This is a genomic window from Pseudarthrobacter sp. AB1 (assembly GCF_014926485.1).
Classification (GTDB): Bacteria; Actinomycetota; Actinomycetes; order Actinomycetales; family Micrococcaceae; genus Arthrobacter.
Genome location: NZ_PZKO01000043.1, coordinates 13,915 through 40,122 on the forward strand (window position 1 = coordinate 13,915; position 26,208 = coordinate 40,122).

The window sequence follows — 26,208 nt, forward strand, 5'->3', positions numbered from 1 at the left end:
AACACATGGAAGACATCTTCAAGAAGTGAGATCACGATGCAGACAACCCCGTTGACCGGCGTTGAACCGCCACCCGAGACAGCAGTTGACTTGGGCAAAGCAGCCCAACCCTCCGTGGGTGTCGACGCGCTTTGCGATGCAGCCAGCGCCACCTCAGGCCAGGCCATCAGCCCCACCTTGTACAACGTAGACCTTGCCCCCACCAAGCGTGAAGGCCGCCGGTGGACCGGCTACAGCATCTTCACGCTCTGGGCCAACGACGTCCACAGCCTCGGCAACTATGCCTTCGCCATCGGCCTCTTCGCCCTTGGGCTGGGCGGCTGGCAGATCCTCCTTGCCTTGGGCATCGGAGCCGTGTTGCTCTTTGCCCTGCTCAACTTCTCCGGCTTCATGGGGGTCAAGACCGGTGTACCGTTCCCGGTCATGAGCCGGATCAGCTTCGGTATCCGCGGTGCCCAGATCTCCAGCCTGCTCCGCGGCGCCGTCGCCATCGCCTGGTTTGGGATCCAGACGTACCTGGCCTCGGTGGTCCTCCGCGTAATGCTCGTGGCCATGGTGCCCTCCCTCAAGGAGCTGGATGGCAACTCCATCATGGGCCTGTCCACACTCGGCTGGATTGCCTTCGTTGCACTGTGGATCGTCCAGCTGGTCATCGTCAGTTTCGGCATGGAAATGATCCGCAAGTATGAGGCCTTCGCCGGGCCCATCATCCTGGTGACCATGGCTGCCATCGCCATCTGGATCTTCGCCGAAGCCGGCGGCTCCATCGCCTGGGCCGGAGACAACGCGCTCGAAGGCGCCGAAATGTGGCGCACCATCTTTGCCGGTGGTGCCCTGTGGGTGGCAATTTACGGAACCTTCGTCCTGAACTTCTGCGACTTCACACGCTCGGCGGTCTCCAAGAAGGCCGTGGTCCGCGGAAACTTCTGGGGCATCCCCATCAACATGCTCGTCTTCGGTGCCATCGTGGTCGTCATGGCAGGCGGCCAGTTCAAAATCAGCGGCAAGATCATCGAGAGCCCCTCGGACATCGTCCAGACCATCCCGAACACGCTCTTTCTTGTCCTGGCCTGCCTGGCCCTGCTGATCCTGACCATCGCCGTGAACCTGATGGCCAACTTCGTGGCCCCCGTCTATGCACTGACGAACCTGTTCCCCAAGCACCTGAACTTCCGCAAGGCGGCCTGGGTCAGCGGTACGATCGGCCTCATCATCCTTCCCTGGAACCTCTACAACAACCCCTTGGTCATTGTGTACTTCCTCGGCGGACTGGGCGCGCTGCTGGGGCCCCTGTTCGGCGTGGTCATGGCAGACTACTGGCTGCTGCGCCGCGGCAAGGTCAACGTGCCGGAGCTCTACATCGAGTCGCCCACGGGAGCCTACTTCTACAAAAAGGGTTACAACCCTAAGGCGATCATGGCACTGATACCGGCTGCTACCGTCGCCCTCGTGATCGCTTTTGTCCCGGCCTTCGAGGGAGCCGCCCCGTTCTCCTGGTTCTTCGCAGCCGGCATCGCGGCAGTGGTGTACTACCTGATTGCGGATCGCAAGCAGCAGTTCGACGACGTCGACGGCGAGCCCATCGCCATCGTCAGCACCCACTAACCAACCCTTTCCGAAAGAGGAAAGCACCATGCGCGTCCTTGTGGCCAACGTCAACACCACTCAGTCCATGACCGATTCGATCGCCGCTCAGGCACGGCAGGCCGCACTTCCGGATACGGAGATCGTGGGAATCACTCCCCGCTTCGGCGCGGACTCCTGCGAGGGAAACTTTGAGAGTTACCTCGCGGCCATCGCCGTCATGGACGCCGTGGTCAGCTACCCGGAACCCTTCGACGCTGTCATTCAGGCCGGCTACGGCGAACACGGCCGCGAAGGGCTCCAGGAGCTACTCGACGTTCCGGTCGTGGACATCACCGAAGCGGCCGCGAGCACGGCGATGTTCCTGGGCCACAAGTACTCCGTGATCACCACCCTGGACCGTGCCGTTCCGCTGATCGAGGACCGGCTGAAGCTGGCCGGCCTCGACGCCCGGTGCGCCTCGGTCCGGGCCAGCGGCATGGCCGTCCTGGAACTGGAGGAGGAGCCGGAGCGCGCTGTGGAAGCCATCATCGAACAGGCGCTGCTGGCCGTCCGCGAGGACAAAGCGGAAGTCATTGTGCTTGGCTGCGGCGGTATGGCCGGCCTGGACGAGGAGATCCGCAAGCGGGCGGGCGTCCCCGTGGTGGACGGCGTGGCGGCTGCTGTCACGATTGCGGAATCGCTGGTCCGGCTGCGGCTGAGCACCTCAAAGGTCCGGACGTACGCCACCCCGCGGCCCAAGACAGTCATAGGCTGGCCCATAACGGCGGCGGAAGTACCCGCCGCACCTTAGGCCGGCGATCAACAGTCCGGCCATCAACACAAGGAGCGACCCCATGACTGCAACCCACCGGCCCGTACAACCCCACCGGCCGGCACCGGTCGCCGTCGTGACCGGTGCCGGTTCCGGGATTGGCAGGGCCGTGGCGCGGCTCCTGCTGGCCGACGGGTACCGCGTGGTGTTGGCCGGCCGCCGTGAGGCTCCGCTGCTGGAGTCCGCGGCCGGCCACCGCCAGGCGCTGACGGTGCCCTGCGACGTAACAGTGCCCGACGACGTCGAGCGCCTTTTCGCTGCTGCCGTCGTGAAGTGGGGGAGGGTTGACCTCCTGTTTAACAACGCCGGCGTGTTTGGCCCGGCCGCGTCGGTGGATGAAATCAGCGTTGCCGACTGGGACGCGGTGGTGGCGGTGAACCTGACCGGCTCGATGCTGTGCGCCGCCGCTGCCGTCCGGGCCATGAAATCCCAGAACCCGCCAGGCGGCCGGATCATCAACAACGGGTCCATTTCAGCGCATTCGCCGCGGCCGCGGACAGTGGCCTACACGGTCACCAAGCACGCCATGACGGGTCTGACCAAGAGCATCGAGCTGGACGGCAGGGGGTTCGGCATCACCTGCGGCCAGATAGACATCGGCAACACAGCCACTGACATCATGGCCACCATCGGAGTGGACTCCGGAGCCCTGCAGGCTGACGGCAGCCGCAGGGTGGAGCCCACCTTCCCGGTGCAGGACGCCGCGCGTGCCGTGCTCCTGATGGCTGGCATGCCGCCGTCGGCCAGTGTGGGCTCGGTGGTCATTACCGCCGCCGGCATGCCGTTCGTCGGCCGGGGCTAAGCGCGATGAAACCAACGCGGGGTCAGATACGGCCCATGTTGCGAGGTTTTTTGGGCCGTATCTGACCCCGCGTTGTTGTTTCGAGCAGGTGCAGCTGCCCGGGGGTATCGAGGTCTTCGCCGCCGCAGAGGTCGCTGCAGTCCACGAGGTCTATCAGTTCCGGGTGGGCCTGGAGGAAATGGCGTGCCCCGGCGTCGCCCGTTGCAGTGTCGGCGGCCTCAGTGCGGAGGCTGGAATCCAGGAGCAGCGGATGTCCCCGCCGGAGATTTCCATCCGGGCCACGGTAGGCGGCCGCCGTGACCCGGCCGGGCTGATGGGATGCCAGCAATCTGGCGACGGTTTCTGCGGTCAGGCCGGGCTGGTCCACCAGCGCAATAAGCACATGGTCCTCCGGGGCTGCTGCGGCGACTCCCGCCCGGAACGAACTTCCCATTCCGCCGGCCCAATCCGGGTTGTCGATGACACGGTGCCGGCTCAGATCGGTGGCGGCACGGACCGTTACCGCGTCCGCGCCGAGCACCGTCACCACTTCCCGGCAGCCGCCCGCGAGCAGCACGTCTGCCAGGACTTCAACGAGAGTGCTGCCGCGGAACCGGAGCAGCGCCTTGGGCCCGAGCCCCAGCCGCGTCCCGGCGCCGGCGGCAAGCAGCACCGCCGTCGTGCGTGGTTTGTCCAGGTCAGCCATCGCCCCAGCCTATCCAGCCACATGACAAATGACGGCAGTGTTCCCGGGGAACACTGCCGTCAAAGTGTGTCTCGACGAGTGAGTCAGGCGTCGCCTCCGGTGCCGCCGGTGGTCCCGGCGTTGACGTCCAGGAGCTTGTAGCGGTCCATCGCGTAGGCGGGCACGCCGCCGTCCACTTCGCCGCGCGAGGCCAGCAGTTGCAGGGTCTTCACCACGATCGAGTGGGTGTCGTTCTTGAAGAAGCGGCGGGCAGCTGCACGGGTGTCGGAGAAGCCGAAGCCGTCAGCTCCGAGCGACGCGAACTGGTGCGGGAGGAACTGGCGGATCTGGTCCGGGACGGCTTTCATGTAGTCGGTCACCGCCACCACTGGCCCCTGGGCATCGGCGAGCTGCTGCGTGACGAACGGGACGCGGGCGGGCTTGCCCGGGTTCAGGAACGCCTCTTCCTCGGCGGCTAGCCCGTCGCGGCGCAGTTCGTTCCAGGACGTCACGGACCAGACGTCGGCGGAGACACCCCAGTCCTCGGCGAGGATCCGCTGGGCATCGAGGGCCCAGGGGACGGAGACGCCGGAGGCCAGGATCTGGCTCTTGGGCCCTTCAAGACCCGACGCCGACACCCGGTAGATGCCTTTCAGCACTCCGTTGACGTCGAGGTTCTCAGGTTCGGCCGGCTGGGAGATGGGCTCGTTGTAGACCGTGATGTAGTACATGAGGTTCTTATCGGCTGCAGGTCCGGTTCCATCGCCGCTTGCGGCCGGTCCGTACATGCGCTCGATGCCGTCCCGGATGATGTGGCCCATCTCGTACCCGTAAGCCGGGTCGTAGGTGAGGACCGCCGGGTTGGTGGAGGCGAGGATCGGTGAGTGGCCGTCGGCGTGCTGGAGGCCTTCGCCGGTCAGGGTGGTCCGGCCGGCGGTGGCGCCGATGATGAAGCCGCGGGTCATCTGGTCCGCGGCGGCCCAGAAGGCGTCACCGGTGCGCTGGAAGCCGAACATGGAGTAGAACACGTAGACCGGGATCAGCGGGACGCCGTGGGTGGCGTAGGCGGTGCCGGCGGCCGTGAAGGCTGCGACCGCGCCGGCTTCGTTGATGCCGGGGTGGATCAGCTGGCCCTGGGCGGATTCCTTGTAGGCCAGGACCAGGTCCCGGTCCACGGACAGATACGCCTGGCCGTCCGGATTGTAGATCTTCGCCGTGGGGAAGAACGCGTCCATGCCGAAGGTCCGGGACTCATCCGGAACGATCGGGACAATACGGTGCCCGAACTTCTTATCCCTGAGCAGGTCCTTAAGCAGGCGCACGAAGGTCATGGTGGTGGCGGCCTGCTGCTTGCCGGAACCGCGCTTGGCAACCTCGTAGGTTTTGGCGTCCGGCAGCTCCACCGGAGCGTGGTCCGGCCGGCGCTCGGGGACGAAACCGCCCAGGGTGCGGCGGCGTTCCATGAGGTACTGGATCTCGGGGGAGTCCATGCCGGGATGGTAGTACGGGGGCCGGTAGAGGTCCGCGTCGAGCTGTTCGTCCGTGATGGGGATGCGGAGGTAGTCGCGGAACTTCTTCAGGTCATCGAGGGTGAGCTTTTTCATCTGGTGGGTCGCGTTGCGGCCCTCGAAGTGGGGTCCGAGTCCGTAGCCCTTGACCGTTTTGGCCAGGATGACGGTGGGTTTGCCCTTGAATTCGGTGGCTGCCTTATACGCGGCGTAGACCTTGTGGTAGTCGTGGCCGCCGCGCTTGAGGTTCCAGATTTCGTCATCGGAGAGGTCCGCGACCATGTCCTTGGTCTGCGGGGTCTTGCCGAAGAAGTGCTCGCGGACGAACCCGCCGGATTCTGCCTTGTAGGTCTGGTAGTCCCCGTCCGGGGTTTCGTTCATGATCTTTACCAGGGAGCNGTCGGAGTCCTGGGTGAGCAGGTCATCCCACTCCCGGCCCCAGACGACCTTGATGACGTTCCAGCCCGCGCCGCGGAAGAACGCTTCGAGTTCCTGCATGATCTTGCCGTTGCCGCGGACGGGTCCGTCGAGGCGCTGGAGGTTGCAGTTGATCACAAAGTTCAGGTTGTCGAGNTTCTCGTTCGCGGCGAGCTGGAGCAGGCCGCGGGACTCGGGCTCGTCCATTTCGCCGTCGCCCAGGAATGCCCAGACCTGCTGGTCCGAGGTGTCTTTGAGGCCGCGGTTGTGCAGGTACCGGTTGGACTGGGCCTGGTAGATCGCGTTCATCGGGCCGATGCCCATGGACACGGTGGGGAATTCCCAGAACTCCGGCATGAGGCGCGGGTGCGGGTAGGAGGAGAGCGCGTGGCCTTCCTTGGACTTTTCCTGCCGGAATCCGTCCATGTCCTCTTCGGAGAGCCGGCCTTCCATAAACGCGCGGGCGTACATGCCGGGGGAGGCGTGGCCCTGGAAGAAAACCTGGTCGCCGCCGCCGGGGTGGTCCTTGCCACGGAAGAAGTGGTTGAACCCGACTTCATACAGGGTGGCGGCGCCGGCGTAGGTGGAGATGTGTCCGCCCACGCCGATATCGGCCCGTTGCGCCCGGTGCACCATGATGGCGGCGTTCCAGCGCAGCCAGGACCGGTACTTCCGCTCGATCTCTTCGTCCCCCGGGAACGCAGTTTCCTGGTCCGCCGGGATGGTGTTCACGTAGTCCGTGGTGGTCACCATCGGAACTCCGACGCTCTGGGCTCCGGCGCGCTGGAGCAGGCTGCGCATGATGTATTGGGCACGTTCGGTGCCCTGTTCCTGAATCAGCGCATCCAGGGACTCAACCCATTCGGCGGTCTCTTCCGGATCACGATCGGGCAGCTGGTTTGTCAACCCGCTGAGGATATGGGAGGTCTCTTCTCCTGCAGCCACGTCCAGCCTCTTTTCATCGTTGAATAGTTGGCTCAAGTTTTCGTTCTGTGAGAAAACTTTATTGCATCTCGAGATTATCTAGGCGACGATCCGCGCGTCAAGGCGAGCAGACAGTCACAATCGGCGGCGAAGGGCTCCGACGCGCGGCCGCCAAGGGGTACTGCCTGACTGCTCAGCTGCCCCGGTAGGTGGAATACGCGAACGGGCTCAGCAGGAGCGGCACATGGTAGTGCGGCTCCGACTCCACCACGCCGAACGTGAGGGTCACCTCGGGGAAGAATGACTCGGTGCCGCTGGCGGCGAAGTACTTGCCTGTGTCGAACGCCAGGCGGTACGTCCCCGAGGGCAGGCGCTCCGGTCCCAGCTCTTTGATGCGTCCGTCCGCGTCGGTGGCGCCGTCGGCGATCCGGACCCAACGCTCGCCGTCGAGCACGTGGAGGGTTACCGGGACCGCGGCCGCCGGTTTTCCGGAACCGGTATCGAGTACATGGGTGGTGACGTGGGAAATGCTCATTTGCCCATCAGTCCTTCGAGTCGGAGCACTGCGATTTCCCGCAACTGCTGGCCAATGATTGTTTGCTCTGCTTCAGGGGTGTGAGCGAGCCTGGTGTTGAGGGCGGCCAGGATCTCCTCCCGGCTGCGGCCGGCGGCGCGGATCAGGAACACCTGCCCGAACTTCTCCTCGTAGGCGCGGTTGCCTTCAGCCAGGGCCTCGGCGATGGCCGCGTCGGCCACGCCCAGCCCGGCCTGTTCTGACTGGGACAGCTTGGCTTCCGCGCTGTCGCCCTGCGCCCGCTCGCCGATCCGTGGATGGTGGGCGAGGGCTGCTTCGATCTCTGCCGGGGTGAAGGGATTGGCTGCGCCGCGGCCTGCCGCCAAGAGTGCGACGGGACTGGAATAGGGCCGCGCGTCGGCGAGCTCGTCGATCCAGCGTTGGATGTCCAGGCAGGGGCGCAGGAAATCGGCAGCCTCGGCGCGGCCGGCCGCGTTGAACTGTTCAAGATGCATGAGGCAAGTCCTCGTGTTTCGATGCTGGCATCCACGGTGTAAGGCTATGCGGATATTTTATTCCGCATCATGGAACTGTTATTTCAGCATATGCAAAAGTCAACCGCACGCACCTGCGGGTGTCAACTTCCGGGACGGTGCCGGTCAGCACCAAACGGAAAGCGGACGACGGCGGGAGGTCCCCGCCGTCGTCCGCTGACGGGCAAACGGTCAGCCGCCACGCCGTGGTTACCGCGCGGTTACAGCCGCGGCACGCATTCCCCCGTTTCCCAGCAACGCCAGCCCCGCACGGTCGCCATCGCCAAAGTCGAACTGCCCGCTGTTTTCCGCATACATGCTGCGTGGGATCATCCACGTGGTCCAGCCCCAGGACGGGCCCCAGCTCGTGCATGATGATCGCACGGATGTGGGCCGGCCCCTCCGGCCACGCCAGTGTGTCCGCAAGGTAGGGTGCATCGAGGGTCACCTGGCCGGCGACGTACACATAGAGATCGCCGGGAATATGGGCGTAGGCGCTGCCGCCGGTCCCGGCAACCTTCCCCGCCAGCTTGGGCCCTGCCTCCGGGCGCGATGGCCTTCTCCGGTATCGTGGGTCCATGGTGCGGAACCTGGCCGATATCGGTGCTGAAGGCGTATTGCTCGCCGGGGCGGGCCGCGCCATCCTGCTGCAGATCGCCAACCCCGCGGTTGGCCATGGCGTCGCCGAGCACAGTGACTTCATTGCCCGGCCGCTGGACCGGTTCCGGGCCAGTGTCACCTACGTCTACGCCGTGGTTTACGGCACCGAGGACCAGGTCGCGGCCGTGCGGCGCAAAGTCAATCGCGCCCACTCTGCGGTCCGCCGCAAGCCCGACGCCGGCTCCCACGGGTACAGCGCGTTCGATGCCCAGGCGCAATTATGGGTGGTGGCCACCCTGTACGACACCGCCATTACCGTCTACGAGAAAATCTACGGCCCTCTGGACGACGACGCAGCCGACCTCATGTACAGCGACTACGCAAGAATCGGCACAGTCCTGCAATTGCCGGCGGACCTGTGGCCCGCCGACCGCGCAGCCTTCAGGACATACTGGGACGCGTCCCTTCGGACTCTGGAACTGGACGCCGTGACCGCCGGCGTCGGCCGCGACCTCCTGTACCCACTGGCCGGTCCGCTCTGGCTGCGGCTGAGCATGCCGCTGATCCGGTTCATCACCGCCGGCCTGCTGCCGGACCACTTGCGCGCCGGTTTCGGGCTGCCGTGGAGCGACCGCCACAGCCGCCTGTTCCACCGCACCACCCGGTGGTCAGCCCTGGTGTATCCGCGGCTGCCACGCCCTGTCCGGCACTGCGTCAAAAACTACTGCCTCGGCCGGCTCCGCACCTCGTAGGAAACCACCGCGCGGGGAAAACGGACGACGGCGGGAGGTTCCCGCCGTCGTCCGCTTGCCTTCGGGGTTGCTCGCTGTTCATTGCCCCGAAACCGAGGGGTCCCTGGCTGTTATTCCGCAGCGGGAATGCTTTGGACGCACCCGCTCACGCCCCTCGCGGGCGGGGATCACCGCAGAGCCCGAGTAAGGACTTCCCCATGCGCCTGAACAGATTCAAGACCGCGGCCGTTGTGGCCCTCATCGCAGCCAGTGCCGGCACCTTGATCCAGCCCGCCGTGGCCGCCGACAATGCGGCCGACAACCAGCAGGGGTTCAGCTTCGGCGTCATTGGCGACATCCCCTACGGCGCCGCCGAAATCGCGAAGTTCCCTGCACGGATCCAGGACATCAATGCCGACAGTGCGCTGAAGTTTGTCACCCACGTGGGGGACATCAAAAACGGCTCGTCCGTCTGTTCGGATGAATACTTCCAGCACATCCGCGCCGAGTTCGATACGTTCGAGCATCCGTTGATCTTCACGCCCGGCGACAACGAATGGGTTGACTGCCACCGCGCCAACAACGGTGCCTACAACCCGTTGGAGAGGCTGGACAAGCTGCGCGAGGTCTTCTTCAACGAACCCGGCAAGACCCTCGGTGCCACCATGCCCGTCAAGACGCAGGAGAAGTTGGGCCTGCCCGAAGACGTCCGCTTCACACAGAACCGTGTGGCCTTTTCCGTGGTCAACGTCCAGGGCAGCAACAACTCGCTCCAGCCGTGGACCGGCCGTGGCGAAATGGCCGCCACGTCCGAGCAGTTGGCTGAAGTGGCGCACCGGACCCAGGCCGTCCTGGCGCAGCTGCGGGAGACCTTCAGTGACGCCAGCCGCCGTAACGACCGGGCCGTGGTGCTGATGACCCAGGCTGACATGTTCGATCCGGCCCTGCTCGACACCGCCCAGGCGAACCCGGACGCGGTCTCCGGCTTCCGTGAAATCGTCCGGACCATCGTCGAGGAATCGAACCGCTTCGACGGCCCGGTCTACCTGATCAACGGCGACAGCCACGTCTACGCTGAAAATCAGCCGCTGGCCAAGGGCTCACCATGGCTGGCGGTCTACGGACAGGATTCCGCTGATGACCTGCAGCGAATCACCGTCGACGGCTCCAACAACGCCACCAACTACGTCAGGTTCACGGTGGCCGGAAACGGCGCCAAGGGTGCTGACATCCTCTCCTGGGAAAAGGTCGCCTTCGGCGGCTAGCACCAAAAACGGCTGGCACCAAAGGCATCTTTCGGCGTCACCGTAACGAATCCCTGTCATGAACTACTACAGCCAAGCAGCGCAGGAACGGGTCCGGGACGCCGCATACGACGCAGTCGAGAAAGTCCTCAACAGCATGTTCGAACCGTTGAACCGGCAGGCCCTCACGGCGCGCTGGAACCAGGCCTGCGAGGCCATGGCGAAGCACCTGGAAGCGCGGGACACCGGCGAAGAGTAGACGCCCTACTCTCGGTCGCCAATAGGATTAACGGATGATCGAGATCGGAAGTTTGAGCTGTCTATGAAGGTCACCACCACAACGCTCCAGATGCTCCAGCCGCCCGCCTGGACGGCGCGCCCGTTGCCCGAGGAGGCACGGCTGGACCGGGCTGATGGGGTCACCCCGGAGTTCGCCCGCTTCCTCTATGGCCTGGTCGGCGGACCGTGGCACTGGACGGACCGGCTCGAGTGGACGCGGCAGCAGTGGGCCGAGGAACTCGCGGTGCCCGGGACGGAATTCCGGGTCCTCTATGGTGAGGGCGTGCCGTGGGGGTATGTCCACCTGCAACCCGTCGTCGCCGAAGATGGCACGCACGTGGAGATCAGGTACTTCGGCCTTTCCGAGCAGGCGATCGGCCGGGGCCTCGGCGGCCTGCTGCTGGAGCATGGCATCACGGCGGCCTGGTCGCTGACACAACGCTTCGACCTCCCGCACGTGTCCCGTGTCTGGGTCCACACCTGCAGCCTCGATGGTCCCGTGGCCTTGGCGAACTACCAGTCACGCGGCTTTGTGCCGTGCGGGACCGAGGAAGAGGATACGGAAGTGGCGGCCGAGCCGCTCGGTTCCTGGGTGGCCACCGGCGGTCGATGAGCGGTCCCGGGTGGCTGGCAGCCACCAAACCTCCCGCCGTCGTCCGCTTCCGCCCTGTCAGCCGTAGGCTGGAACCGACAAGAGGGTGACCGGAGGGATGACATGTCCGAGACGATAACAGCCGGGCTGCTGGGCCACGTGATGGCCGAGCTGGCCGTGCTTGAGGACCCGAAGGTGCGCGAGGCGAACGAGAAGCGCGGCGATGACCATGGCGTGAACCTGTCCAAGCTGCGCGCTGTCGCCAAGCGGCTGAAGACGCAGCAGGAACTCGCGCGCGCACTCTGGGCCACGAACGACACTCCGGCGCGGTTGGTGGCGCTGCTGATCTGCCAACCGAAGGCGTTCGAACGCGACGAGCTGGAGACCATGCTGCGCGAGGCGCGTGCCCGCAAGGTGCACGACTGGCTGGTGAACTACGTGGTGAAGAAAAGCCCGCACTCGGAGGACCTGCGCGTGGCTTGGACGGCGGATCCGGATCCGGTCGTGGCAAGCGCCGGTTGGGCCCTGACCAGCGAACTCGTGGCGAAGAAGCCCGCAGGGCTCGACCTCCCGGGGCTGCTGGACACCATCGAGGCGGAGATGAAGGACGCCCCGGACCGGCTGCAGTGGGCGATGAACCACACGCTGGCCTTCATTGGCATCGAGCACGCGGAGCTCCGGGCCCGCGCGCTTGATATCGGCGAACGGCTCGAGGTCCTCAAGGACTATCCGACGCCGCCGAACTGCACCTCGCCGTTCGCGCCGGGCTGGATCAACGAGATGGTGAGCCGCCAGGCCAGGGCGTAAGGCTATTGACCCGGACGCAAAACTGAAGCGGACGACGCCGGGAACCTCCCGCCGTCGTCCGCTTCAGTTTTTTGGCTGTGAACCGATCAGACGGTGGCGAGCTGGCGTTCCTGGCCACGGACGCTGACCGTGAAAGTGTTGGGGCCGCTGCACTGGACCGCGATGCGGCATTTGGTGGTGTTCGCCTTGACCGAAAGATCGTGCACAACGCTCTCAAGGGTGTGCTCAATGGCAAACCGGTCCCAGATTTTCAGCGTGATGGAGTCAGTGTTCTCAAACGTCATTGTCAGTACTTTCGCTCATGCAGTTAACGGCTCCGCGTCGTCCTTGAGGGTGCCGCATCCTCGTCGGTGAGGATTGCTGATCTTGGTAATGCGGGAACGAGGTCCCGATCTCATGCTTCATGGTCGCCGCCCGCATTTGCAACAGAAACGGCGAAAGTGTGAGCGATTACACGCCCGCGCCTGCCTTAGTTACTGACGGCGGCGTAAAGGTTCAGGGACGCCGAAAACACCAGCCACGTTACGTTCGGCAGCATCAGGATGCCGGCAGTCTGGCTGATGGGTCCGAAGCGCAGAACTGTCAGGACCGCCGTGAGCGTGAGGGCGGCGAGGACGGCCAGTGCCAGCCAGAGCGCCGCGGTCCCCAGCGCGGGATACAGGCCGAAGAACGTCGGGGGCCAGAGCAGGTTCAGGGCCAGCTGGAGCCCGTACAGCGTGAGTGCGCGGCGGCGGGGGAGGCGCCGCTGCCGCCACACCAGCCAGGCCGCCACGGCCATGGCCGCGTACAGGACCAGCCAGACGGACGTGAACATCAGCCCGGGAGGCGTCCAGGGGGCTTTGTCGGCCAGGACGTACCAGCCGCCTGTAGCCGCGCGGACCGGGAGGGATCCCACGAACGACACGGACCAGGAGAGCGCGAGGAAGCCGATCAGGGCAGCGATCTGCCGCCGTCGGGACGGCACGTCCGGGGCTGCCGGACCTTGCGCTTCGGTGGGGATAGTGGCAGGCACTGACCCACTGTGGGCAATGGCGGGCACCCGCGTCAAACCGGGATGCGGCCGGGGTGTCTTGACACCCTGCCGCCGCGGGCATATCGTACAACCAAATGGTTGTAGATCAGCTCAGAGATTCGGACGTTGACCGCCTGTTCCAGGCGCTCGCGGACGCCACCCGGCGGGACATTGTCCGGCGGGTGACGGCGGGGGAGTATTCCGTCTCCGGCCTCGCCGCCCTCTACGCCATGAGTTTCGCCGCCGTCCAAAAGCATGTGGCGGTGCTGGAGCGGGCTTCCCTGGTAACGAAGGAGAAGCGCGGAAGGGAGCAGATTGTGCGGGGTGACCACGAAGGACTGCAGAAGGCCCGCCGGCTGCTTGACGAGTATGAGGCGATCTGGCGGCAGCGCGCCCAGCGGATCGCAGACATTCTGGCTGAAGGATAGGAAGGTTTTGCAATGCCTGTTATCAGTTCCACCAAGAACCTCGAAGCACTCAGCTTCACCCTCGTGGCCGAGTTCGACGCCGGCGTCGACCGTGTCTGGCAGATCTGGGAAGACCCCCGCCAGTTGGAACGCTGGTGGGGTCCGCCCACCTGGCCGGCCACATTCGAGGAGTTCGATTTCCAGCCCGGCGGCAAGGCCGGCTACTACATGACCGGCCCCGACGGGGAGAAAGCCGGCGGCTGGTGGCGCTTCACCGCCATCGAGGCGCCGCGCAAGCTGGAGTTCGACGACGGCTTCGCCGATGAAGCCGGCGCCCCGAACGAGGCCATGGGAATCACCCATGCCGCCGTTGACCTTGAGGACCTGGGCGGCCGCACCCGGATGACCGTTCGGTCCACCTTCGAGTCGGAAGAGCAGATGGAACAGATGGTCCAGATGGGCATGGAAGAGGGTATGCGGGAGGCGGCAGGGCAGATCGACGCCCTGCTCGCCCAACACGCCCGCGCCTGACCGGACTGGCGCACTTCACGTAAAAGGGGAGAGTACGACGGCGGGACGTCCCGCCGTCGTACTCTCCCCTTTGTTGTGGGTACCGACGCCTAGGCGTGCGTCAGGTCCTTGCCCTTCGTTTCAGGGATGCTGAACACAAACGCGATGCTGATGGCCAGCAGGACCACGGCGTAGACGTTGAATAGGTTGCCTTGTCCGATGCTGCCGAGCCAAGCCTGCAGGTACGGTGCGGTACCCCCGAAGGTCGCGACGCAGATCGAGTAGGGGACGCCCACGCCCACCGTGCGGATGCTGGTGGGAAACAGTTCGGCGTAGACGGCCGGGACGATTGCGGCACTGCCCGCGATGAAGAACAGCATGACGGACATGGTGACCGTGAGCTGCCACGGGGAGTCTTTCAGCAGCCATGTCATCGGGAAATGGAACAGCGCGGCGCCGGCGGCGCTCATGATCATGACGGGCTTGCGGCCGATGCGATCCGACAGCCTGCCCCAGAAAGGCAGGGCGACGATGAACAATACATTGGCTATAACGCTGGCCCAGAGGGTCTCTCCGCGGTCCATCTTCAGAACTGACGCTGCATAGCTGGGCGTCACGATACCCCAGATGTAGTAGGACACGGTCAGGCCAACGGTCAGGCCGATGACCTGCAGGGCCTGCTTGCGGTGCCGGTAGATCTGCGGCCACATCGGCTCGTGCTTTTCCTTGGGTGATTCCGCCTCGAACGCTGCCGTTTCCTTCAGGCGCGCCCTCATGATCAAGGCGTACAGGCCCATGATGCCGCCAACGATGAAAGGAATCCGCCAGCCCCAGGCGTTCATGTCAGTCATGCTCAGGACATTGGTCAGGGTGGCGCCGAGCATGGTTCCGGCCAGGATGCCCACCGTGCCGGAGACGTAAATGAGCGTTGCCCAGAAGCCGCGCTTTTCCTTGGGCGCCATCTCCGAGAGGTACGTCTGCGACGACGGCAGCTCGCCGCCGTGGGCAAGGCCCTGGATGAGCCGGGCCACCAGCAGCAGGACCGAGGCAAAGGCCCCCACGGCTTCGAAGGTCGGTGCGATACCGATCAGCAGGCTGCCCAGGGCGGCGAGGCCCACTGCGAACGTCATGGACGTCTTGCGGCCGATCCGGTCACCGATCCAGCCGAAAACGAAGCCGCCGAACGGACGGGCGACGAAGCCGACGGCGAAGATCGCCAGGGTGGCGAGGAAGGCCGACGTCGGATCCGCCTTGCTGAACAGTGCGCTCGCGATGAACGGCGAGAAGGTGGCGTAGATGGCCCAGTCGTACCATTCGACGGCGTTGCCGATGCCTGTGCCGATGAGCGTGCGAAGGTGGGACTTGTGAACCTGGACGTCTGCTGGGACGCCTGCAGTTGTGGTCATTTCATGCTCCAAAGGGTGAGGGAAGGGTCAGTTGGCGACGGCAAGTGCCGCGATGCGGGCGACGGCCAGCTCGGCGTAGAGCGCGGTTCCGTCGGACAGCACGCCGTCGTCGAAGGCGGCGTAGGGGGAGTGGTTGAACGCGGTTTCGGTGTGGTCGGCGCCGGGTGCGACGGCGCTGAGTCCGATAAACGTCCCGGGTACCTCCGCCAGAACCCTCGAAAAATCCTCAGAGCCGCTGAGCGGTGTGGCCCACCGGGTGAGACGCGAGTGTCCAAAGAGGTCTTCAATGGTCTTCTCCGCGGTGCGTGTTTCGTCGTCGTCGTTGACGGTGAGGGGGTACTCGTGGCGGTAGTCGACGTCCACCTCGAGGCCATGGGCAGCGGCGATGCCCTTCAGCAGGGTGGGAACGGCGGACATCATCCGCTCCCGGGAACCATCCGAGAAAGTTCGGACGGTGGCTTCGATGCGCGCCGATTCCGGAATGATGTTTCGCTTCGTGCCTGCCTGGAGGACGCCGACGGTCAGAACCACGGGATCGAACATGTTGAACTGGCGGGTGATCATGACCTGCAGGGCGGTCACCATTTCGGCGGCCGCCGTGACGGGGTCCTTGGCTGTGTGAGGGGCCGAACCATGGCCGCCGGCGCCCAGAACCGTGACGGTGAGGGCGTCCGAGGCGCTCAGCATCACGCCGGGTTTGGTGCAGAACCGGCCATGCGGTTCCAAAGCGGAAAACACGTGCATCCCATAGGCGGCGTCAACCCGGCGCCCGGCCACGTCCAGCACGCCTTCGCGGATCATGTGGGCCGCCCCGTCGAAGCCTTCCTCGCCCGGCTGGAACATCAGCACGACGTCGCCGGCCAGCCGGTCCCGGCGCTCGGCCAGGAGCGTGGCTGCGCCGGCGAGCATGGCGGTGTGGAGGTCGTGGCCGCACGCGTGCATGGCGCCGTCGATCTTGGACGCGAACTGGACGCCGGTCCGTTCCTGGACGGGGAGGCCGTCCATGTCGGCACGCAGGAGGACCGTCGGTTTTGTTGCCGATGCGTGCGTTGCGGTGCCGCGCAGAACCGCGGTGACCGACGTCGTGCTCTCGCCCAGGGTGATCTCGAACGGCAGGCCGTCCAGGGCTTTCAGGACCTTTTCCTGGGTCCGGGGGAGGTGCAGTCCGATCTCCGGTTCCTGATGCAGCTCGTGGCGGAACCGGGCGATCTCGTCCTGGAGTTCCCTGGCGTCAGTGGTGATCGACATATGCTCTCCTAATTTCTGAACGTTTGGTCAGTAACCCGCTTCCATTGTGAAGTGATGAGGTTCACAAGTGCCGAAATAGCTGGAAAAAAGCAAAAGTATGATTGAAATGGCAGGATTCATTCACTGAAGCGTGGAGGTTGGCGAAATGGTGCTAAGCGAGGAAGACCTGGCGCTGATCAACGCGCTGCAGATTGCACCGCGGATCAGCTGGTCGGATGCTGCCACGGTGCTGGGAGTGCACGCCACAACGCTGGCCGCACGCTGGGACAGGCTGAAGTTGGCCGGGGCGGCCTGGACGACGGCCCACCTGATTGGCGATCCCAAACAGATGTGCCTGGCGTTGGTGGACGTGGACTGCGAAATGCGGCAGCGGGACGAGGTGACCGCGGCGCTTGCGGCAATCCCCGAAGTGGTCACGGTGGAGGAAGCTGGAAGCAACCGGGATCTTATGCTGACGGTCATAGCGCCCACCTTGGCCCGGTTCACGGAGGAGGTGCTTCCTCGGTTCAAGGAGATCCCCGGACTGCTGAAGTACCGGACCTCGTTGTGCACCCGACTGCATTCCAGTGGCTATGCGTGGCGGCTCAACATTTTGGACAAGACGAAGCAAAATGCGCTTAAGGCCTTGGCCGGTCCGGCGGCCACCGCTTCGGCGGCCCCGATGACCGGAGCTCCGCTGCCGCCCAGCCATCTGGATCTGATCCCGTTCCTGGCACGCGACGGGCGCGCGGGCGCCGCGGAGCTCGCCCGGAGCCTGGGCAGGAGCCCGGCGACAGTTCAGCGGCAGCTCAACAGGGTGCTGGCAAGCGGGCTGCTGTCCTTCCGTTGTGAAATTGCCCAGAAGCTCTCCGGCTATCCAGTGAGCTGCCAGTGGTTCGTCAAAGTGCCGGCGGGCCAGCACGAGGCCGCTGCTGCCGAACTCCGCAGCCTCCGCACTGTCCGGCTCAGCGCGTCCACCACAGGGAGCACAAATTTTGTCATCCTCATGTGGCTGCATTCGCTGGCCGATGTGATGAACGCCGAATTGGCCCTCCAGCAACGCATCCCGCAGATCGAGCTCGTGGAGAGCGTCGTGATCCTGAACACCGCCAAGCGGGTGGGCTGGATGTTGAACCCGGATTCGACCGCGAGCGGCGCCGTTGTGGTCTCGGGCACGGAGCTGCCGGCCCTGGGGCTCCAGTGACCTTTGTGCCGGCCGTGGGTGGCCCTCGTTGAAACCTGCACCGGCCATCTGAATACTGGAAGTCTGAGAGAATCGGGACGGGCGCGGAGGCGGTGACTGATCATGGGCGGCGAGAGTGCTTTCAGGCGCCGGCTGGAACGGGCTGCCGAGCTCCGGTCCTACCGCGGAGCCGGGATCAGCGCCGAGGAAGAGGCCGAGCTTGAGGCCGCCGAGGCGAAGGAACGGGACAAACGTCAGAAGGTGGACGATGCCCGGCAGGCGGAGTATCTGATCCGGGACGCCATGGCGCAGGGCAAATTCGACAACCTCAAATACGCCGGCAAGCCGATCCCCGGGCTGGGGGAGGCCTACGATCCCGACTGGTGGGTCAAGGGCCTCATCCAGCGCGAGAACATCAGCGGGCTGGGGCCCAGAGCCATTCTGCTCCGCACTGAAGACGCTGAGCTGGACGGGCGGTTGGATGCCCTGTTCACCGAAAAGCAGGTCCGGGACATCCTCGCCGACTTCAACGCCCGGGTGATCGACGCCCGGCGCCAGCTCCAGGGCGGTCCGCCCGTCATCACCAAAACGCGCGACGTCGAAACGGAGGTGGCGCGCTGGCGCGAACGCCGCGCCGCCCCCGCACAGGACGCCCCGCCCGAACCGGAACCGAAGCGCCCGTGGTGGCAGCGGCTCTGGCGCGGCACCACTTAGGAGGACGCACGACGGCGGCGCCTCCCGCCGTCGTCGGCTGGCAGGGCCTGCCTCCCGTCAGCGCCTGCCTCCCGTCAGCGCCTGCCACCCGGAAGACCGTTCGCAGGCGGAAGGCCAAGAATTTCGGGCATCGGCGGTAGGACCGGCGAGGGTGCGGGAGCAGGAGGTGGCTCTGGTGCTGGCGGTGGCGCCGGGTTTGGTGCTGGCGCTGGTGCGGGAGCAGGCCTCGGCGCGGCCGGAGCGGGAGTCGGTTTCGGCGGGGCCACCATGGAAGCCGGTGGCGCCGGGAACGGGTTTGCCGGGTAGAGCGGGGCGGCCTGGAGCATGTAGTTGACCCACTGCGGCCCGGCGATCATGTACCCGTCAAGGCGGGGGTAGAACTGGCCGTTGATGGTGACGTTCTGGCCGGGGCGGTTTTGGCCTTCCAGTGCATCGCCGAAGAAGGAGGCTGTAGCCAGGCCCGAGGTGTAGCCCACCACCCAGGTGGAGCCGTTGTTGTTCGAGGTGCCGGTCTTGGCGGCAACGGGCATCAGTGTGTGGATCTTGGGGTTGATCCACACGCCGGAGCCAACCTTCAGCACGTCCTGGAGCACGGCATTGACGCCTCGGGCAACCTCCGGTTTGACGGCGTCACGGCACTCGCTGGTCTGGCCCGGGAGCTTCCCACCCGACACTTCCGTGACCTCAAGCATGGCAATGGGGGAGCAGTACCGGCCGTCATTGGCGAAGGTGGCGAAACCATTGGCCAAGTGGACCGGGGCGACGCCGATGGCGCCGAGCAGATTGCCCAGCTGATGCATGTTGATCTGGGCGCCATCGAGTCCGCTGTGCAGCCCCACGGCGTCCACCATCTTCTGGATGCCGCAGAAATCGAGCTGGGTGGCCGAGGCGAAGGTAGCCGTGTTGATCGAGTTGTACAACCCGTAGTTCACGGGCATGGAGCGGTAGTAGCCCTCGTCCGAATTCTGCAGGTCATCGGCGGCGCCCAGCTCAGGGTTGTTCTGCGCTGTGCTGTAGGCGCCCAGCACCTTTCCGCAGCTGGAGCGCCACGGGAAGCCCAGCGGATACACCCGCCGGGAGGCGTCCACCATCCCTGTCAGCGGCTTACCCTCGTTCAGCCACTCTGCGAACGTGAAGGGCTTCATGGTGGAGCCTGGCTGGAAACCGCCCGCCCCGTTGAGGTCATTGCCTTGCGAATCGCGGGAGTCCACGTTGAAGTTCAGTTGCGTGTCGAACCTGCCCTCGGCAGGCAGGAACACCGTGTTCTGCGCCATTGCCAGGATATTCCCGGTGCCCGGCTGCACCGTCACCAGGGACGCGCCCCAGCGGTCAGGATTCGCCCCGGCGGTGGCGTCCACCTGCGCCTGGGCCGCCGCCTGGAGCCGGCTGTCCAGCGTGGTGACGATGGTGAGCCCGCCCCGGTACAGCTTCCGCTCGCGCTCGATCAAGGTGGTGCCGTAGGCCGCGTTGTTCAGGATCAGATGCGAAATGTAGTCGCAGAAGTACGGCGCCATCAGGGCGTGGGCGCAGCCCTGCTTCCCCGGACTGAGCTTGAGCTCAATGGGCGTGGCCACGGCGGCGTCGTGGTCTGCCTGGGTGATCTTGTCCGTGGCCAGCATCTCGGTAAGAACCTGGTTCCGGCGGCTCGTGGCCTGCTCCGGATTGACCGCGGGGTTGTAGTAGCTGGGGCTGTTGACCAGCCCGGCCAGCAGGGCGGCCTGCGGCAGCGTGAGATCCGTGGCCGTAGTGCTGAAGAAATACCGTGCCGCGGCCTCGATTCCGTACGCCTCGCGGTTGAAGAACACGATGTTCAGGTAGCCCTCGAGGATCTGGTCCTTGCTGAACTTCTTCTCCAGCGCGATGGCCAGCTTCATCTCGCGCAGCTTGTCCCCGACGCTCTTCTGGCCGCTGAGAATGACCTCGTCTGTCTTGTCCTGCGACACGAAGGACTCGTTGATCACGTTGGTGACGTACTGCTGGGTGATGGTGGAGGCGCCCTGCCTGCCCTCGCTCGTCAGGTTGAAGATTGCAGCGCGGAGGATCCCTTGCGGGTCAATGCCCGGGTGCTTATAAAATCTGCTGTCCTCGATGGCCACGACGGCATCCCGGACATAGGGGGACATCCGGTCCAGGGGAATCTTGATCCGGTTCTCGGCATAGAACGTGGCGATTGGCTGGCCGTCTGAGGTGAGGACTTTGGTGGATTGCGACGGCGGCGCAACGATCAGTTCCGTGGGGAGATTTTCAAAGTAGCTGATGGAGGTGCTGACGCCGAAGCCCACCGTCGCAACCGCAGGGACCACCAGGCTTGCGGCCAGGACGCCGCACATGGCGCTCGCCGCGAAGAATCCGATGACCCCTCCCAGGGTGGCGGCCAACCGGTGCCTGCGTTTCTTTTGCTGCGCCATTGTTCAGCCCTCAAGCTCGCGACGTGTGAACAGGATACGCCGCCGGGACCTGTTGCATCCAGATATGGGATCAACTGATGCCAAGCCGGTATTTTCCGCCCTGTACTTTCGTTCCGGGCCGGGTCCCCGGCGGGCAGGCAGGGGTGATGTCCGGTGGGCCATCCTGTCGCTCCTGGCCGAGGCCCCCTCCAACGGATATGGCCTGATCAAGACCATCGCGGAGAAAACCTCGGGGGCATGGCGGCCCAGCCCGGGGTCGATCTACCCGACGCTGCAGCAGCTGGTGGACGAGGACCTGATTGAGCCCCTCAGCGAGGGCCGGCGGACCGACTTCACCCTCACCGATGCGGGCAAGGCCTATGTGGCCGAGCATGCGGAGGAGCTGGAGAATGCGTGGAACAGCGATGCGGAAGGATCCGGGCCGGCCTTCCACCAGAGTGTGGGCAAGCTGATGGGGGTCATTCATCAGTTCCGCACGGCCGCCACGGAAGAGCAGCGCAATGCCGCGGTGGAAAAGCTCGACGAAACCCGCCGCGCGCTCTACCAGATCCTGGCCGACTGAGCCCGCCCAGGTCAGGCTGAGCGGGCCCGGCCGGAGGCGTCAGAAGGCGTTTAGTAGCCCCTGTCCTTAGGCGAAGGTGTCTTCCTTGGCGGGAGCGGGAGCCGCAGCAGGTTCCGAGGTCCGGCGGACCAGCGGGTTGAAGTGGCTACCAAGCCCACCGAAGGCGTAGGCGGTCTCGGCATGCTCGGAAAGATCCACGCCTACCATCTCGGCTTCGTGGCTCACCCGGAACCCGATGGTCTTGTTGATGGCCCGGCCGATCACCAGGGTCACACCACCGGAGAGGGCCACGGTGACCAGTACCGCTACGGCCTGAGCCGTCAGCTGCTGGAGTCCGCCGCCGTAGAAGAGGCCGCCGCCCTGGCCGTCCACGGGGAGGGCGATGAAGCCCAGGGCGAGTGTGCCGATGAGCCCGGCGCCGAGGTGTACTCCTACCACGTCCAGGGAGTCGTCAAGGCCGAACCGGTACTTCAGGTCAACAAACACGCAGCTGGCTGCACCGGCAACCAGGCCCAGACCGATGGCGGCCACTGGGCTGATGTTGGCGCAGGACGGTGTGATGGCCACCAGGCCGGCCACAACACCGGAGGCTGCGCCCAGGGACGTGGGGTGGCCGTGGCGGATCTTCTCCGTCAGCAGCCAGCTGAGCATGGCCGCGGCCGGGGTGACCAGGGTGTTGATCCAGATCAGGCCGGCCTGCTCCGCGGTGGTGGCGGCGCCGCCATTGAAGCCGAACCAGCCGAACCACAGGATGGCCGCGCCGAGCATGATGAAGGGGACATTGTGCGGGCGGTGGCTGGGATCCTTGGCGAAGCCGTGGCGCTGGCCAACCACCAGGGCCAGGACCAGGGCCGCCGTGCCCGAGCTGATCTCCACCACTGCACCGCCGGCGAAGTCGATGACCTGGCCGAAGACCTCGGTGATGGCTCCGCCGGCGCTCATGAGCCCGCCGCCCCAGATCATGTAGGCCAGGGGGCAATAGACCAGCGTGACCCACAGTGGCACAAACACTGCCCACGCGCTGAACTTGGCACGGTCCGCGATGGCGCCGCTGATGAGGGCCACGGTGATGATGGCGAAGGTGGCGCTGAAACCGGCTTTGATGAGGTCAGGGGAGCCCATGAGGTTCTGCAGCCCGAAGTTGGCGAAAGGGTCGCCAAAAATGCCGAGGATTCCGTCGCCGGTGGTCATGGAATAACCCCACAGGACCCACACAACTCCCACGATGCCTGCAGAGATGAAGCTCATCATGATCATGTTCAGTGCTGCCTTGGCACGCGTCATGCCGCCATAGAAAAGACCGAGTCCGGGTGTCATAAGCAGCACCATTGCCGCCGCGATCATCATCCAGACGTGTTGCGCAGTGATCTCCACCGGTGGGTCCCTTTCATTGATCCTGAATACGGGGACTTCCCATAGGTGTCCCGCGTATCCCCCCGATCAATATTTGCCGCCGCGTGTTTCCGTTTGCACTTCACTAAGTTGCGGACAGGTTACGGACCGGCGTCTTTCGTGAAGATCGCATGACCGTGATGTTTCCGGCGTGTAAACAGAACCTGTTGAATGACGCTCCGGCAGGAAGCCTTGCGCCCTTGGTGCCAGCGACGGCGGGCGGCGGTGCGCGCACGTGGTGAGAAGTCGCCGTCGGGCGCTGAAAAGGGCAACGTTTCCTGAAAATGAACGGCGACTCACCGCCGTTGCGGCCGGCCCTCGCGGGGAGAATTCGCCGGGCCGGCCCGCGGCGTCAGAAGGTCCGGGCGTTAGCCAGGACAGGCAGTTTGCCGCGGACCTCTGCTACGACGGACTGGTCAATGTCGACGACGGCGAGATCCGGTTTGCCGCCGAGGGCCACCAGGGCAGCACCCAGGGGAGAGATGACGGCGCTGTGGCCCACGCCGGTGGGAGCCTTGCCGGCGGAGGCGATGCCGACACTCGCCGGATCTCCCTGACCGCTGGCCACTACGAAGGTGGTGCTGTCCAGGGCGCGGGCGCGGACCAGGAGGTCCCACTGTTCAGCTTTGCCCTCGCCGGCCCCCCACGAGGCGCAGACAATGTTGACCTGGGCGCCGGCTTTGGCGTTGGCCGTGAACAGTGCCGGGAATCGCACGTCGTAGCAGGTGGCCAAACCGAATGTGGTGCCGCCCACCTCGAAGGTCACGGGGGCTGTTCCGGCGTCGACGGTATCGGATTCGGCGAAACCAAACGCATCAAAGAGGTGGATCTTGTCGTAGGAGGTCTCGACGCCCGGGCCAGTGACCAGCAAGGTATTCCGCACCCGGCCGCCGTCGCCCGGGGTGAACATGCCCGCCACCACAGTGATGTCCAACTCGTGGGCAATGCCGCGGACGGCGGCGGCCCATGGCCCGTCCAGCGGCTCGGCAATGTCCGTCAGGCTGTTGCCGAAGGCGCGCATGGCGGCTTCCGGGAATACCACGAGCTCGGCTCCGGCGGCTTTGGCCCGCGTGGCGTAGTCTCGGATTAGCTCCAGGTTGGCGGCCAGATCGGCGCCGGAGATGATTTGGGCCACAGCTAAACGCATGAAATTACTCCAGTCTGTTGTATACATAATGTATGCGAAAAAGTTCGGCGGCGTCGGCGTCCGGCCGCGAGAAGGCGTACGCGTACCTGCGGGAAAACATCCTGATTGACCCGGAGGTGCAGGGGAAGTTCCTGAACGAGCAGGAGCTGGCCGCCGAGATCGGCGTCTCGCGAACTCCGGTCCGGGAGGCGCTCCTGCTGCTCGTCTCCGACGGCCTGGTGGAACTGATTCCGCAGCGCGGTGCCTATGTTCCGCCGGTAACGGGCCGCGAAATGTCGGAACTTATGGAGCTCCGGGGTGTGCTGGAAAGCCATGCCGCCCGCCTGGTGATCGAACAGCGCCGCGTTCCTGCGGAAACCATGCAGGACACCCTCGACCAGCAGGCCCAGCTTCCACATGAGCTGAATGCGGACGCTGCGCAGGAGTTCATCCGATTGGACACCCTCTTCCATCAGCTGCTGATCGACGCCGCGGGCAATGAGCTCATCTCCCGAACGTACAGCAAGCTGCATGTCCGGCAGATTCTGGTGGGCGTCGCTGCCCTGTTCCGCACCGGTGACCGGCGCGGACAGGTGTGCGCCGAACACCAGGACATCCTCGATGCCCTGGTGTCCGGCGATGCCGCCAAGGCGCAGGAGGCCATTGACCATCACCTGGCCGTCACCCGGGATATCCTGCTCCGCGCCTGATGGAGAGTTTTTGTCCACATAACGCGAGGTAAAAGGCGTTTTGGGTGCATTATGTGGACAAAAACTCCGGCCGGCTTTGTGGGAACGGTCAGTTGGCCTTGCCGGCGACCGACTCTTGCCGCGCTGCCGCGGATCCTTCCAGCAGCAAGCGGAAGTCTTCGTCCTCCACAACGTTGGAGTCGCGGCCGAGGGCCAGGCCCACGGCTGTGACGGCCGCGGCCACGGTGACGTAGATGGCCACCGGAATCCAGGTGCCGAACTGGGCCAGGAGCAGAGTGAACATCAGGGGAGCGATGGCGCCGCCGATCACGCCGGCGAAGGTGTAGGCCAGTGAGCTGCCGGTGGAGCGGAGCCGGGGTGAGAACTGTTCCACGATGAAGGCGGCCTGCGGGCCGTACATAAATGAGTGCGCCATAAGGCCGAGCACAATGCCGATGATGAGCATCGGCTCGTTGTCGGCGCCCAGGACGCCGAAGAAGACGAAGGTCCACACAGCGCCCACCACCGCTGCGGTGCCGTAGACCAGGCGGCGGTTGAACCGGTCGGACACAGCGCCGGCCAGCGGGATCATAAACAGCTGGAATGCGGAGCCGATCAGGACTGCCGTCAGCACCTGGCTGCGTTCATAGCCGAGGGCCTGGATGCCGTAGGTGAGGGTGAAAACGGTGAACAGGGCGTAGAGCACGTCCGGGCCCACCCGGCACAGCGTGGCGGCGATGAGGGGCCGGAGTTCCTTGCTGAAGACCTCGCGGACAGGGGCGCTGGGCTGTTCGCCGTGGGCTTCGATGGCCTTGAAGATGGGGGTGTCTTCCAGCTTCAGGCGGATCCAGAGGCCGAAACCGACCAGCAGGGCCGAGACCAGGAACGCGATGCGCCAGCCGAAACCGATGAACTGTTCCTCGGTGAGGGTGAGGGTCAGGACAGCCAGGGCGCCGTTGGCCATGAGGTTGCCGGCGGGCGGGCCCACCTGGGCTGCAGAGGCCCAGAAACCGCGCCGGTGGGGATCGCCGTATTCACTGGAGAGCAGCACGGCGCCGCCCCATTCGCCGCCGACGCCCACGCCCTGGGCGAAGCGCAGCAGCACCAGGATGATCGGGGCCGCGATGCCGATAGTTGCGTAGCCTGGCAGCACGCCGATCAGGACGGTGGCCACGCCGATGATCATCAGGGTGGTCACCAGGACCTTCTTACGGCCGATCCGGTCTCCGAGCCGGCCGAAGATGATGCCGCCGATAGGTCGGGACACGTAGCCCACCGCATATGTGGAGAAGGCCAGGATGGTGCCGGTCAGGGGATCGGATGACGGGAAGAAGACGAGGGGAAATACGACGGCGGCCGCGGCCGAGTAGACGGCGAAGTCATACCACTCAAGGGCGGTGCCGGTGAGGCTGGCGGCGAAGGCCTTGTACAGGCCCTTGGGGTGAATCGGCTTGTCCGGACGCGGCGCTGCGCCGGAAGCCGGAACTGGGACGTTAACCATGGGTGTTGACCTCCAGGAGATGTTTACGGGTGACGCCTGTCACGCTGGCGTTAAATGT

25 protein-coding genes and 1 pseudogene are annotated in these 26,208 nt (G+C 65.2%); 14 read left to right on the plus strand and 12 right to left on the minus strand.

Going from position 1 to position 26,208, the window contains the following annotated elements; translation table 11 throughout:
* The first annotated feature begins 36 nt into the window (after window positions 1-36).
* The 3 genes from DAD99_RS11360 to DAD99_RS11370 are packed head-to-tail and all read left to right on the plus strand — an operon-like array spanning window position 37 to window position 3,200.
* Window positions 37-1,605, plus strand: a complete 1,569-nt coding sequence (locus tag DAD99_RS11360; RefSeq protein WP_193341619.1) for an NCS1 family nucleobase:cation symporter-1 — start codon at window positions 37-39, stop codon at window positions 1,603-1,605.
* Window positions 1,606-1,633: 28 nt separating this feature from the next.
* Window positions 1,634-2,377, plus strand: coding sequence for an aspartate/glutamate racemase family protein (locus DAD99_RS11365; protein ID WP_193341620.1), 744 nt, complete (start codon window positions 1,634-1,636; stop codon window positions 2,375-2,377).
* A gap of 43 nt (window positions 2,378-2,420) precedes the next feature.
* The gene (locus DAD99_RS11370) at window positions 2,421-3,200 is read left to right on the plus strand and encodes an SDR family oxidoreductase (RefSeq protein WP_185261634.1); all 780 of its coding nucleotides are present in this window, start codon (window positions 2,421-2,423) and stop codon (window positions 3,198-3,200) included.
* A 22-nt stretch (window positions 3,201-3,222) separates the two neighbouring features.
* Here the strand turns inward: DAD99_RS11370 and nboR are convergent, their stop codons facing one another.
* The 4 genes from nboR to uraD all read right to left on the minus strand — a co-directional run bounded on the left by nboR (window position 3,223) and on the right by uraD (window position 7,742).
* The gene (gene nboR, locus DAD99_RS11375; RefSeq protein ID WP_185261633.1) at window positions 3,223-3,885 is read right to left on the minus strand and encodes a nicotine blue oxidoreductase; all 663 of its coding nucleotides are present in this window, start codon (window positions 3,883-3,885) and stop codon (window positions 3,223-3,225) included.
* A gap of 83 nt (window positions 3,886-3,968) precedes the next feature.
* Complete coding sequence (gene aceE / locus DAD99_RS11380; protein ID WP_193341655.1) at window positions 3,969-6,734, minus strand: pyruvate dehydrogenase (acetyl-transferring), homodimeric type; 2,766 nt, start codon at window positions 6,732-6,734, stop codon at window positions 3,969-3,971.
* Between the two features lie 172 nt (window positions 6,735-6,906).
* On the minus strand, window positions 6,907-7,248 hold the full coding sequence (gene uraH, locus DAD99_RS11385; RefSeq protein WP_193341621.1) for a hydroxyisourate hydrolase: 342 nt from the start codon (window positions 7,246-7,248) through the stop codon (window positions 6,907-6,909).
* Window positions 7,245-7,742, minus strand: coding sequence for a 2-oxo-4-hydroxy-4-carboxy-5-ureidoimidazoline decarboxylase (uraD, locus tag DAD99_RS11390; RefSeq protein WP_193341622.1), 498 nt, complete (start codon window positions 7,740-7,742; stop codon window positions 7,245-7,247). Before uraD ends, uraH begins: the two co-directional genes overlap by 4 nt.
* A gap of 596 nt (window positions 7,743-8,338) precedes the next feature.
* On the opposite strand from uraD, the gene DAD99_RS11395 reads away from it, so the two are divergent.
* The 5 genes from DAD99_RS11395 to DAD99_RS11415 all read left to right on the plus strand — a co-directional run bounded on the left by DAD99_RS11395 (window position 8,339) and on the right by DAD99_RS11415 (window position 12,013).
* A complete protein-coding gene (locus tag DAD99_RS11395) occupies window positions 8,339-9,112 on the plus strand; it encodes an oxygenase MpaB family protein (RefSeq protein WP_193341623.1) in 774 nt (257 codons plus the stop codon).
* 197 nt (window positions 9,113-9,309) lie between these two features.
* Window positions 9,310-10,356, plus strand: coding sequence for a metallophosphoesterase (locus tag DAD99_RS11400; RefSeq protein WP_193341624.1), 1,047 nt, complete (start codon window positions 9,310-9,312; stop codon window positions 10,354-10,356).
* A gap of 58 nt (window positions 10,357-10,414) precedes the next feature.
* On the plus strand, window positions 10,415-10,594 hold the full coding sequence (locus DAD99_RS11405; protein ID WP_185261628.1) for a hypothetical protein: 180 nt from the start codon (window positions 10,415-10,417) through the stop codon (window positions 10,592-10,594).
* 63 nt (window positions 10,595-10,657) lie between these two features.
* Window positions 10,658-11,227 carry a GNAT family N-acetyltransferase gene (locus DAD99_RS11410; RefSeq protein WP_193341625.1) on the plus strand — a complete coding sequence of 190 codons (570 nt, stop codon included), beginning with the start codon at window positions 10,658-10,660 and terminating at the stop codon, window positions 11,225-11,227.
* A gap of 102 nt (window positions 11,228-11,329) precedes the next feature.
* Window positions 11,330-12,013 (plus strand): DNA alkylation repair protein, encoded by a 684-nt coding sequence (locus DAD99_RS11415; RefSeq protein ID WP_193341626.1) that lies wholly within the window; start codon window positions 11,330-11,332, stop codon window positions 12,011-12,013.
* An 86-nt stretch (window positions 12,014-12,099) separates the two neighbouring features.
* Here DAD99_RS11415 and DAD99_RS11420 read toward each other — a convergent pair whose 3' ends face one another.
* Entirely contained in the window at window positions 12,100-12,297 is a 198-nt protein-coding gene (locus tag DAD99_RS11420) for a hypothetical protein (protein WP_185261625.1), read from the minus strand.
* A 185-nt stretch (window positions 12,298-12,482) separates the two neighbouring features.
* The gene (locus tag DAD99_RS11425; RefSeq protein ID WP_193341627.1) at window positions 12,483-13,025 is read right to left on the minus strand and encodes a TspO/MBR family protein; all 543 of its coding nucleotides are present in this window, start codon (window positions 13,023-13,025) and stop codon (window positions 12,483-12,485) included.
* Between the two features lie 95 nt (window positions 13,026-13,120).
* Between DAD99_RS11425 and DAD99_RS11430 the strand changes: the two genes are divergently transcribed.
* Together DAD99_RS11430 and DAD99_RS11435 are read left to right on the plus strand one after the other, a co-directional pair.
* On the plus strand, window positions 13,121-13,453 hold the full coding sequence (locus tag DAD99_RS11430; RefSeq protein ID WP_185261623.1) for a metalloregulator ArsR/SmtB family transcription factor: 333 nt from the start codon (window positions 13,121-13,123) through the stop codon (window positions 13,451-13,453).
* A gap of 12 nt (window positions 13,454-13,465) precedes the next feature.
* A complete protein-coding gene (locus tag DAD99_RS11435) occupies window positions 13,466-13,963 on the plus strand; it encodes an SRPBCC domain-containing protein (RefSeq protein ID WP_193341628.1) in 498 nt (165 codons plus the stop codon).
* Between the two features lie 89 nt (window positions 13,964-14,052).
* On the opposite strand, the gene DAD99_RS11440 is transcribed toward DAD99_RS11435, so the two are convergent.
* Together DAD99_RS11440 and DAD99_RS11445 are read right to left on the minus strand one after the other, a co-directional pair.
* Window positions 14,053-15,348: an MFS transporter gene (locus tag DAD99_RS11440; RefSeq protein ID WP_193341629.1), complete on the minus strand. Its 1,296-nt coding sequence runs from the start codon at window positions 15,346-15,348 to the stop codon at window positions 14,053-14,055.
* 27 nt (window positions 15,349-15,375) lie between these two features.
* Window positions 15,376-16,596 carry a M20 family metallopeptidase gene (locus tag DAD99_RS11445; RefSeq protein ID WP_193341630.1) on the minus strand — a complete coding sequence of 407 codons (1,221 nt, stop codon included), beginning with the start codon at window positions 16,594-16,596 and terminating at the stop codon, window positions 15,376-15,378.
* A gap of 145 nt (window positions 16,597-16,741) precedes the next feature.
* On the opposite strand from DAD99_RS11445, the gene DAD99_RS11450 reads away from it, so the two are divergent.
* Both DAD99_RS11450 and DAD99_RS11455 read left to right on the plus strand, forming a co-directional pair.
* Window positions 16,742-17,779, plus strand: coding sequence for an Lrp/AsnC family transcriptional regulator (locus DAD99_RS11450; RefSeq protein ID WP_185261619.1), 1,038 nt, complete (start codon window positions 16,742-16,744; stop codon window positions 17,777-17,779).
* A gap of 102 nt (window positions 17,780-17,881) precedes the next feature.
* Complete coding sequence (locus tag DAD99_RS11455) at window positions 17,882-18,472, plus strand: DUF1992 domain-containing protein (protein ID WP_193341631.1); 591 nt, start codon at window positions 17,882-17,884, stop codon at window positions 18,470-18,472.
* A gap of 74 nt (window positions 18,473-18,546) precedes the next feature.
* On the opposite strand, the gene DAD99_RS11460 is transcribed toward DAD99_RS11455, so the two are convergent.
* Entirely contained in the window at window positions 18,547-20,880 is a 2,334-nt protein-coding gene (locus DAD99_RS11460) for a transglycosylase domain-containing protein (protein ID WP_193341632.1), read from the minus strand.
* Between the two features lie 115 nt (window positions 20,881-20,995).
* On the opposite strand from DAD99_RS11460, the pseudogene DAD99_RS11465 reads away from it, so the two are divergent.
* Window positions 20,996-21,442, plus strand: a pseudogene (locus DAD99_RS11465) (PadR family transcriptional regulator); the annotation flags it as partial.
* Window positions 21,443-21,508: 66 nt separating this feature from the next.
* Here DAD99_RS11465 and DAD99_RS11470 read toward each other — a convergent pair.
* Together DAD99_RS11470 and DAD99_RS11475 are read right to left on the minus strand one after the other, a co-directional pair.
* Window positions 21,509-22,816 (minus strand): ammonium transporter, encoded by a 1,308-nt coding sequence (locus tag DAD99_RS11470; protein WP_193341634.1) that lies wholly within the window; start codon window positions 22,814-22,816, stop codon window positions 21,509-21,511.
* Window positions 22,817-23,186: 370 nt separating this feature from the next.
* On the minus strand, window positions 23,187-23,981 hold the full coding sequence (locus DAD99_RS11475; RefSeq protein ID WP_193341635.1) for a carbon-nitrogen hydrolase family protein: 795 nt from the start codon (window positions 23,979-23,981) through the stop codon (window positions 23,187-23,189).
* Between the two features lie 32 nt (window positions 23,982-24,013).
* Between DAD99_RS11475 and DAD99_RS11480 the strand changes: the two genes are divergently transcribed.
* Window positions 24,014-24,670, plus strand: a complete 657-nt coding sequence (locus DAD99_RS11480) for a GntR family transcriptional regulator (protein ID WP_193341636.1) — start codon at window positions 24,014-24,016, stop codon at window positions 24,668-24,670.
* Between the two features lie 88 nt (window positions 24,671-24,758).
* Here the strand turns inward: DAD99_RS11480 and DAD99_RS11485 are convergent, their stop codons facing one another.
* On the minus strand, window positions 24,759-26,150 hold the full coding sequence (locus tag DAD99_RS11485; protein ID WP_193341637.1) for an MFS transporter: 1,392 nt from the start codon (window positions 26,148-26,150) through the stop codon (window positions 24,759-24,761).
* Window positions 26,151-26,208: the final 58 nt, after the last annotated feature.

Bases quoted from the DNA above. Each gene is read 5' to 3' on its own strand.
- DAD99_RS11360 (WP_193341619.1), top strand. From the start codon at position 37: ATGCAGACAACCCCGTTGACCGGCGTTGAACCGCCACCCGAGACAGCA.
- DAD99_RS11365 (WP_193341620.1), top strand. From the start codon at position 1,634: ATGCGCGTCCTTGTGGCCAACGTCAACACCACTCAGTCCATGACCGAT.
- DAD99_RS11370 (WP_185261634.1), top strand. From the start codon at position 2,421: ATGACTGCAACCCACCGGCCCGTACAACCCCACCGGCCGGCACCGGTC.
- nboR (WP_185261633.1), bottom strand. From the start codon at position 3,885: ATGGCTGACCTGGACAAACCACGCACGACGGCGGTGCTGCTTGCCGCC.
- uraH (WP_193341621.1), bottom strand. From the start codon at position 7,248: ATGAGCATTTCCCACGTCACCACCCATGTACTCGATACCGGTTCCGGA.
- uraD (WP_193341622.1), bottom strand. From the start codon at position 7,742: ATGCATCTTGAACAGTTCAACGCGGCCGGCCGCGCCGAGGCTGCCGAT.
- DAD99_RS11395 (WP_193341623.1), top strand. From the start codon at position 8,339: ATGGTGCGGAACCTGGCCGATATCGGTGCTGAAGGCGTATTGCTCGCC.
- DAD99_RS11400 (WP_193341624.1), top strand. From the start codon at position 9,310: ATGCGCCTGAACAGATTCAAGACCGCGGCCGTTGTGGCCCTCATCGCA.
- DAD99_RS11405 (WP_185261628.1), top strand. From the start codon at position 10,415: ATGAACTACTACAGCCAAGCAGCGCAGGAACGGGTCCGGGACGCCGCA.
- DAD99_RS11410 (WP_193341625.1), top strand. From the start codon at position 10,658: ATGAAGGTCACCACCACAACGCTCCAGATGCTCCAGCCGCCCGCCTGG.
- DAD99_RS11415 (WP_193341626.1), top strand. From the start codon at position 11,330: ATGTCCGAGACGATAACAGCCGGGCTGCTGGGCCACGTGATGGCCGAG.
- DAD99_RS11420 (WP_185261625.1), bottom strand. From the start codon at position 12,297: ATGACGTTTGAGAACACTGACTCCATCACGCTGAAAATCTGGGACCGG.
- DAD99_RS11430 (WP_185261623.1), top strand. From the start codon at position 13,121: ATGGTTGTAGATCAGCTCAGAGATTCGGACGTTGACCGCCTGTTCCAG.
- DAD99_RS11435 (WP_193341628.1), top strand. From the start codon at position 13,466: ATGCCTGTTATCAGTTCCACCAAGAACCTCGAAGCACTCAGCTTCACC.
- DAD99_RS11440 (WP_193341629.1), bottom strand. From the start codon at position 15,348: ATGACCACAACTGCAGGCGTCCCAGCAGACGTCCAGGTTCACAAGTCC.
- DAD99_RS11445 (WP_193341630.1), bottom strand. From the start codon at position 16,596: ATGTCGATCACCACTGACGCCAGGGAACTCCAGGACGAGATCGCCCGG.
- DAD99_RS11450 (WP_185261619.1), top strand. From the start codon at position 16,742: ATGGTGCTAAGCGAGGAAGACCTGGCGCTGATCAACGCGCTGCAGATT.
- DAD99_RS11455 (WP_193341631.1), top strand. From the start codon at position 17,882: ATGGGCGGCGAGAGTGCTTTCAGGCGCCGGCTGGAACGGGCTGCCGAG.
- DAD99_RS11460 (WP_193341632.1), bottom strand. From the start codon at position 20,880: ATGGCGCAGCAAAAGAAACGCAGGCACCGGTTGGCCGCCACCCTGGGA.
- DAD99_RS11475 (WP_193341635.1), bottom strand. From the start codon at position 23,981: ATGCGTTTAGCTGTGGCCCAAATCATCTCCGGCGCCGATCTGGCCGCC.
- DAD99_RS11480 (WP_193341636.1), top strand. From the start codon at position 24,014: ATGCGAAAAAGTTCGGCGGCGTCGGCGTCCGGCCGCGAGAAGGCGTAC.
- DAD99_RS11485 (WP_193341637.1), bottom strand. From the start codon at position 26,150: ATGGTTAACGTCCCAGTTCCGGCTTCCGGCGCAGCGCCGCGTCCGGAC.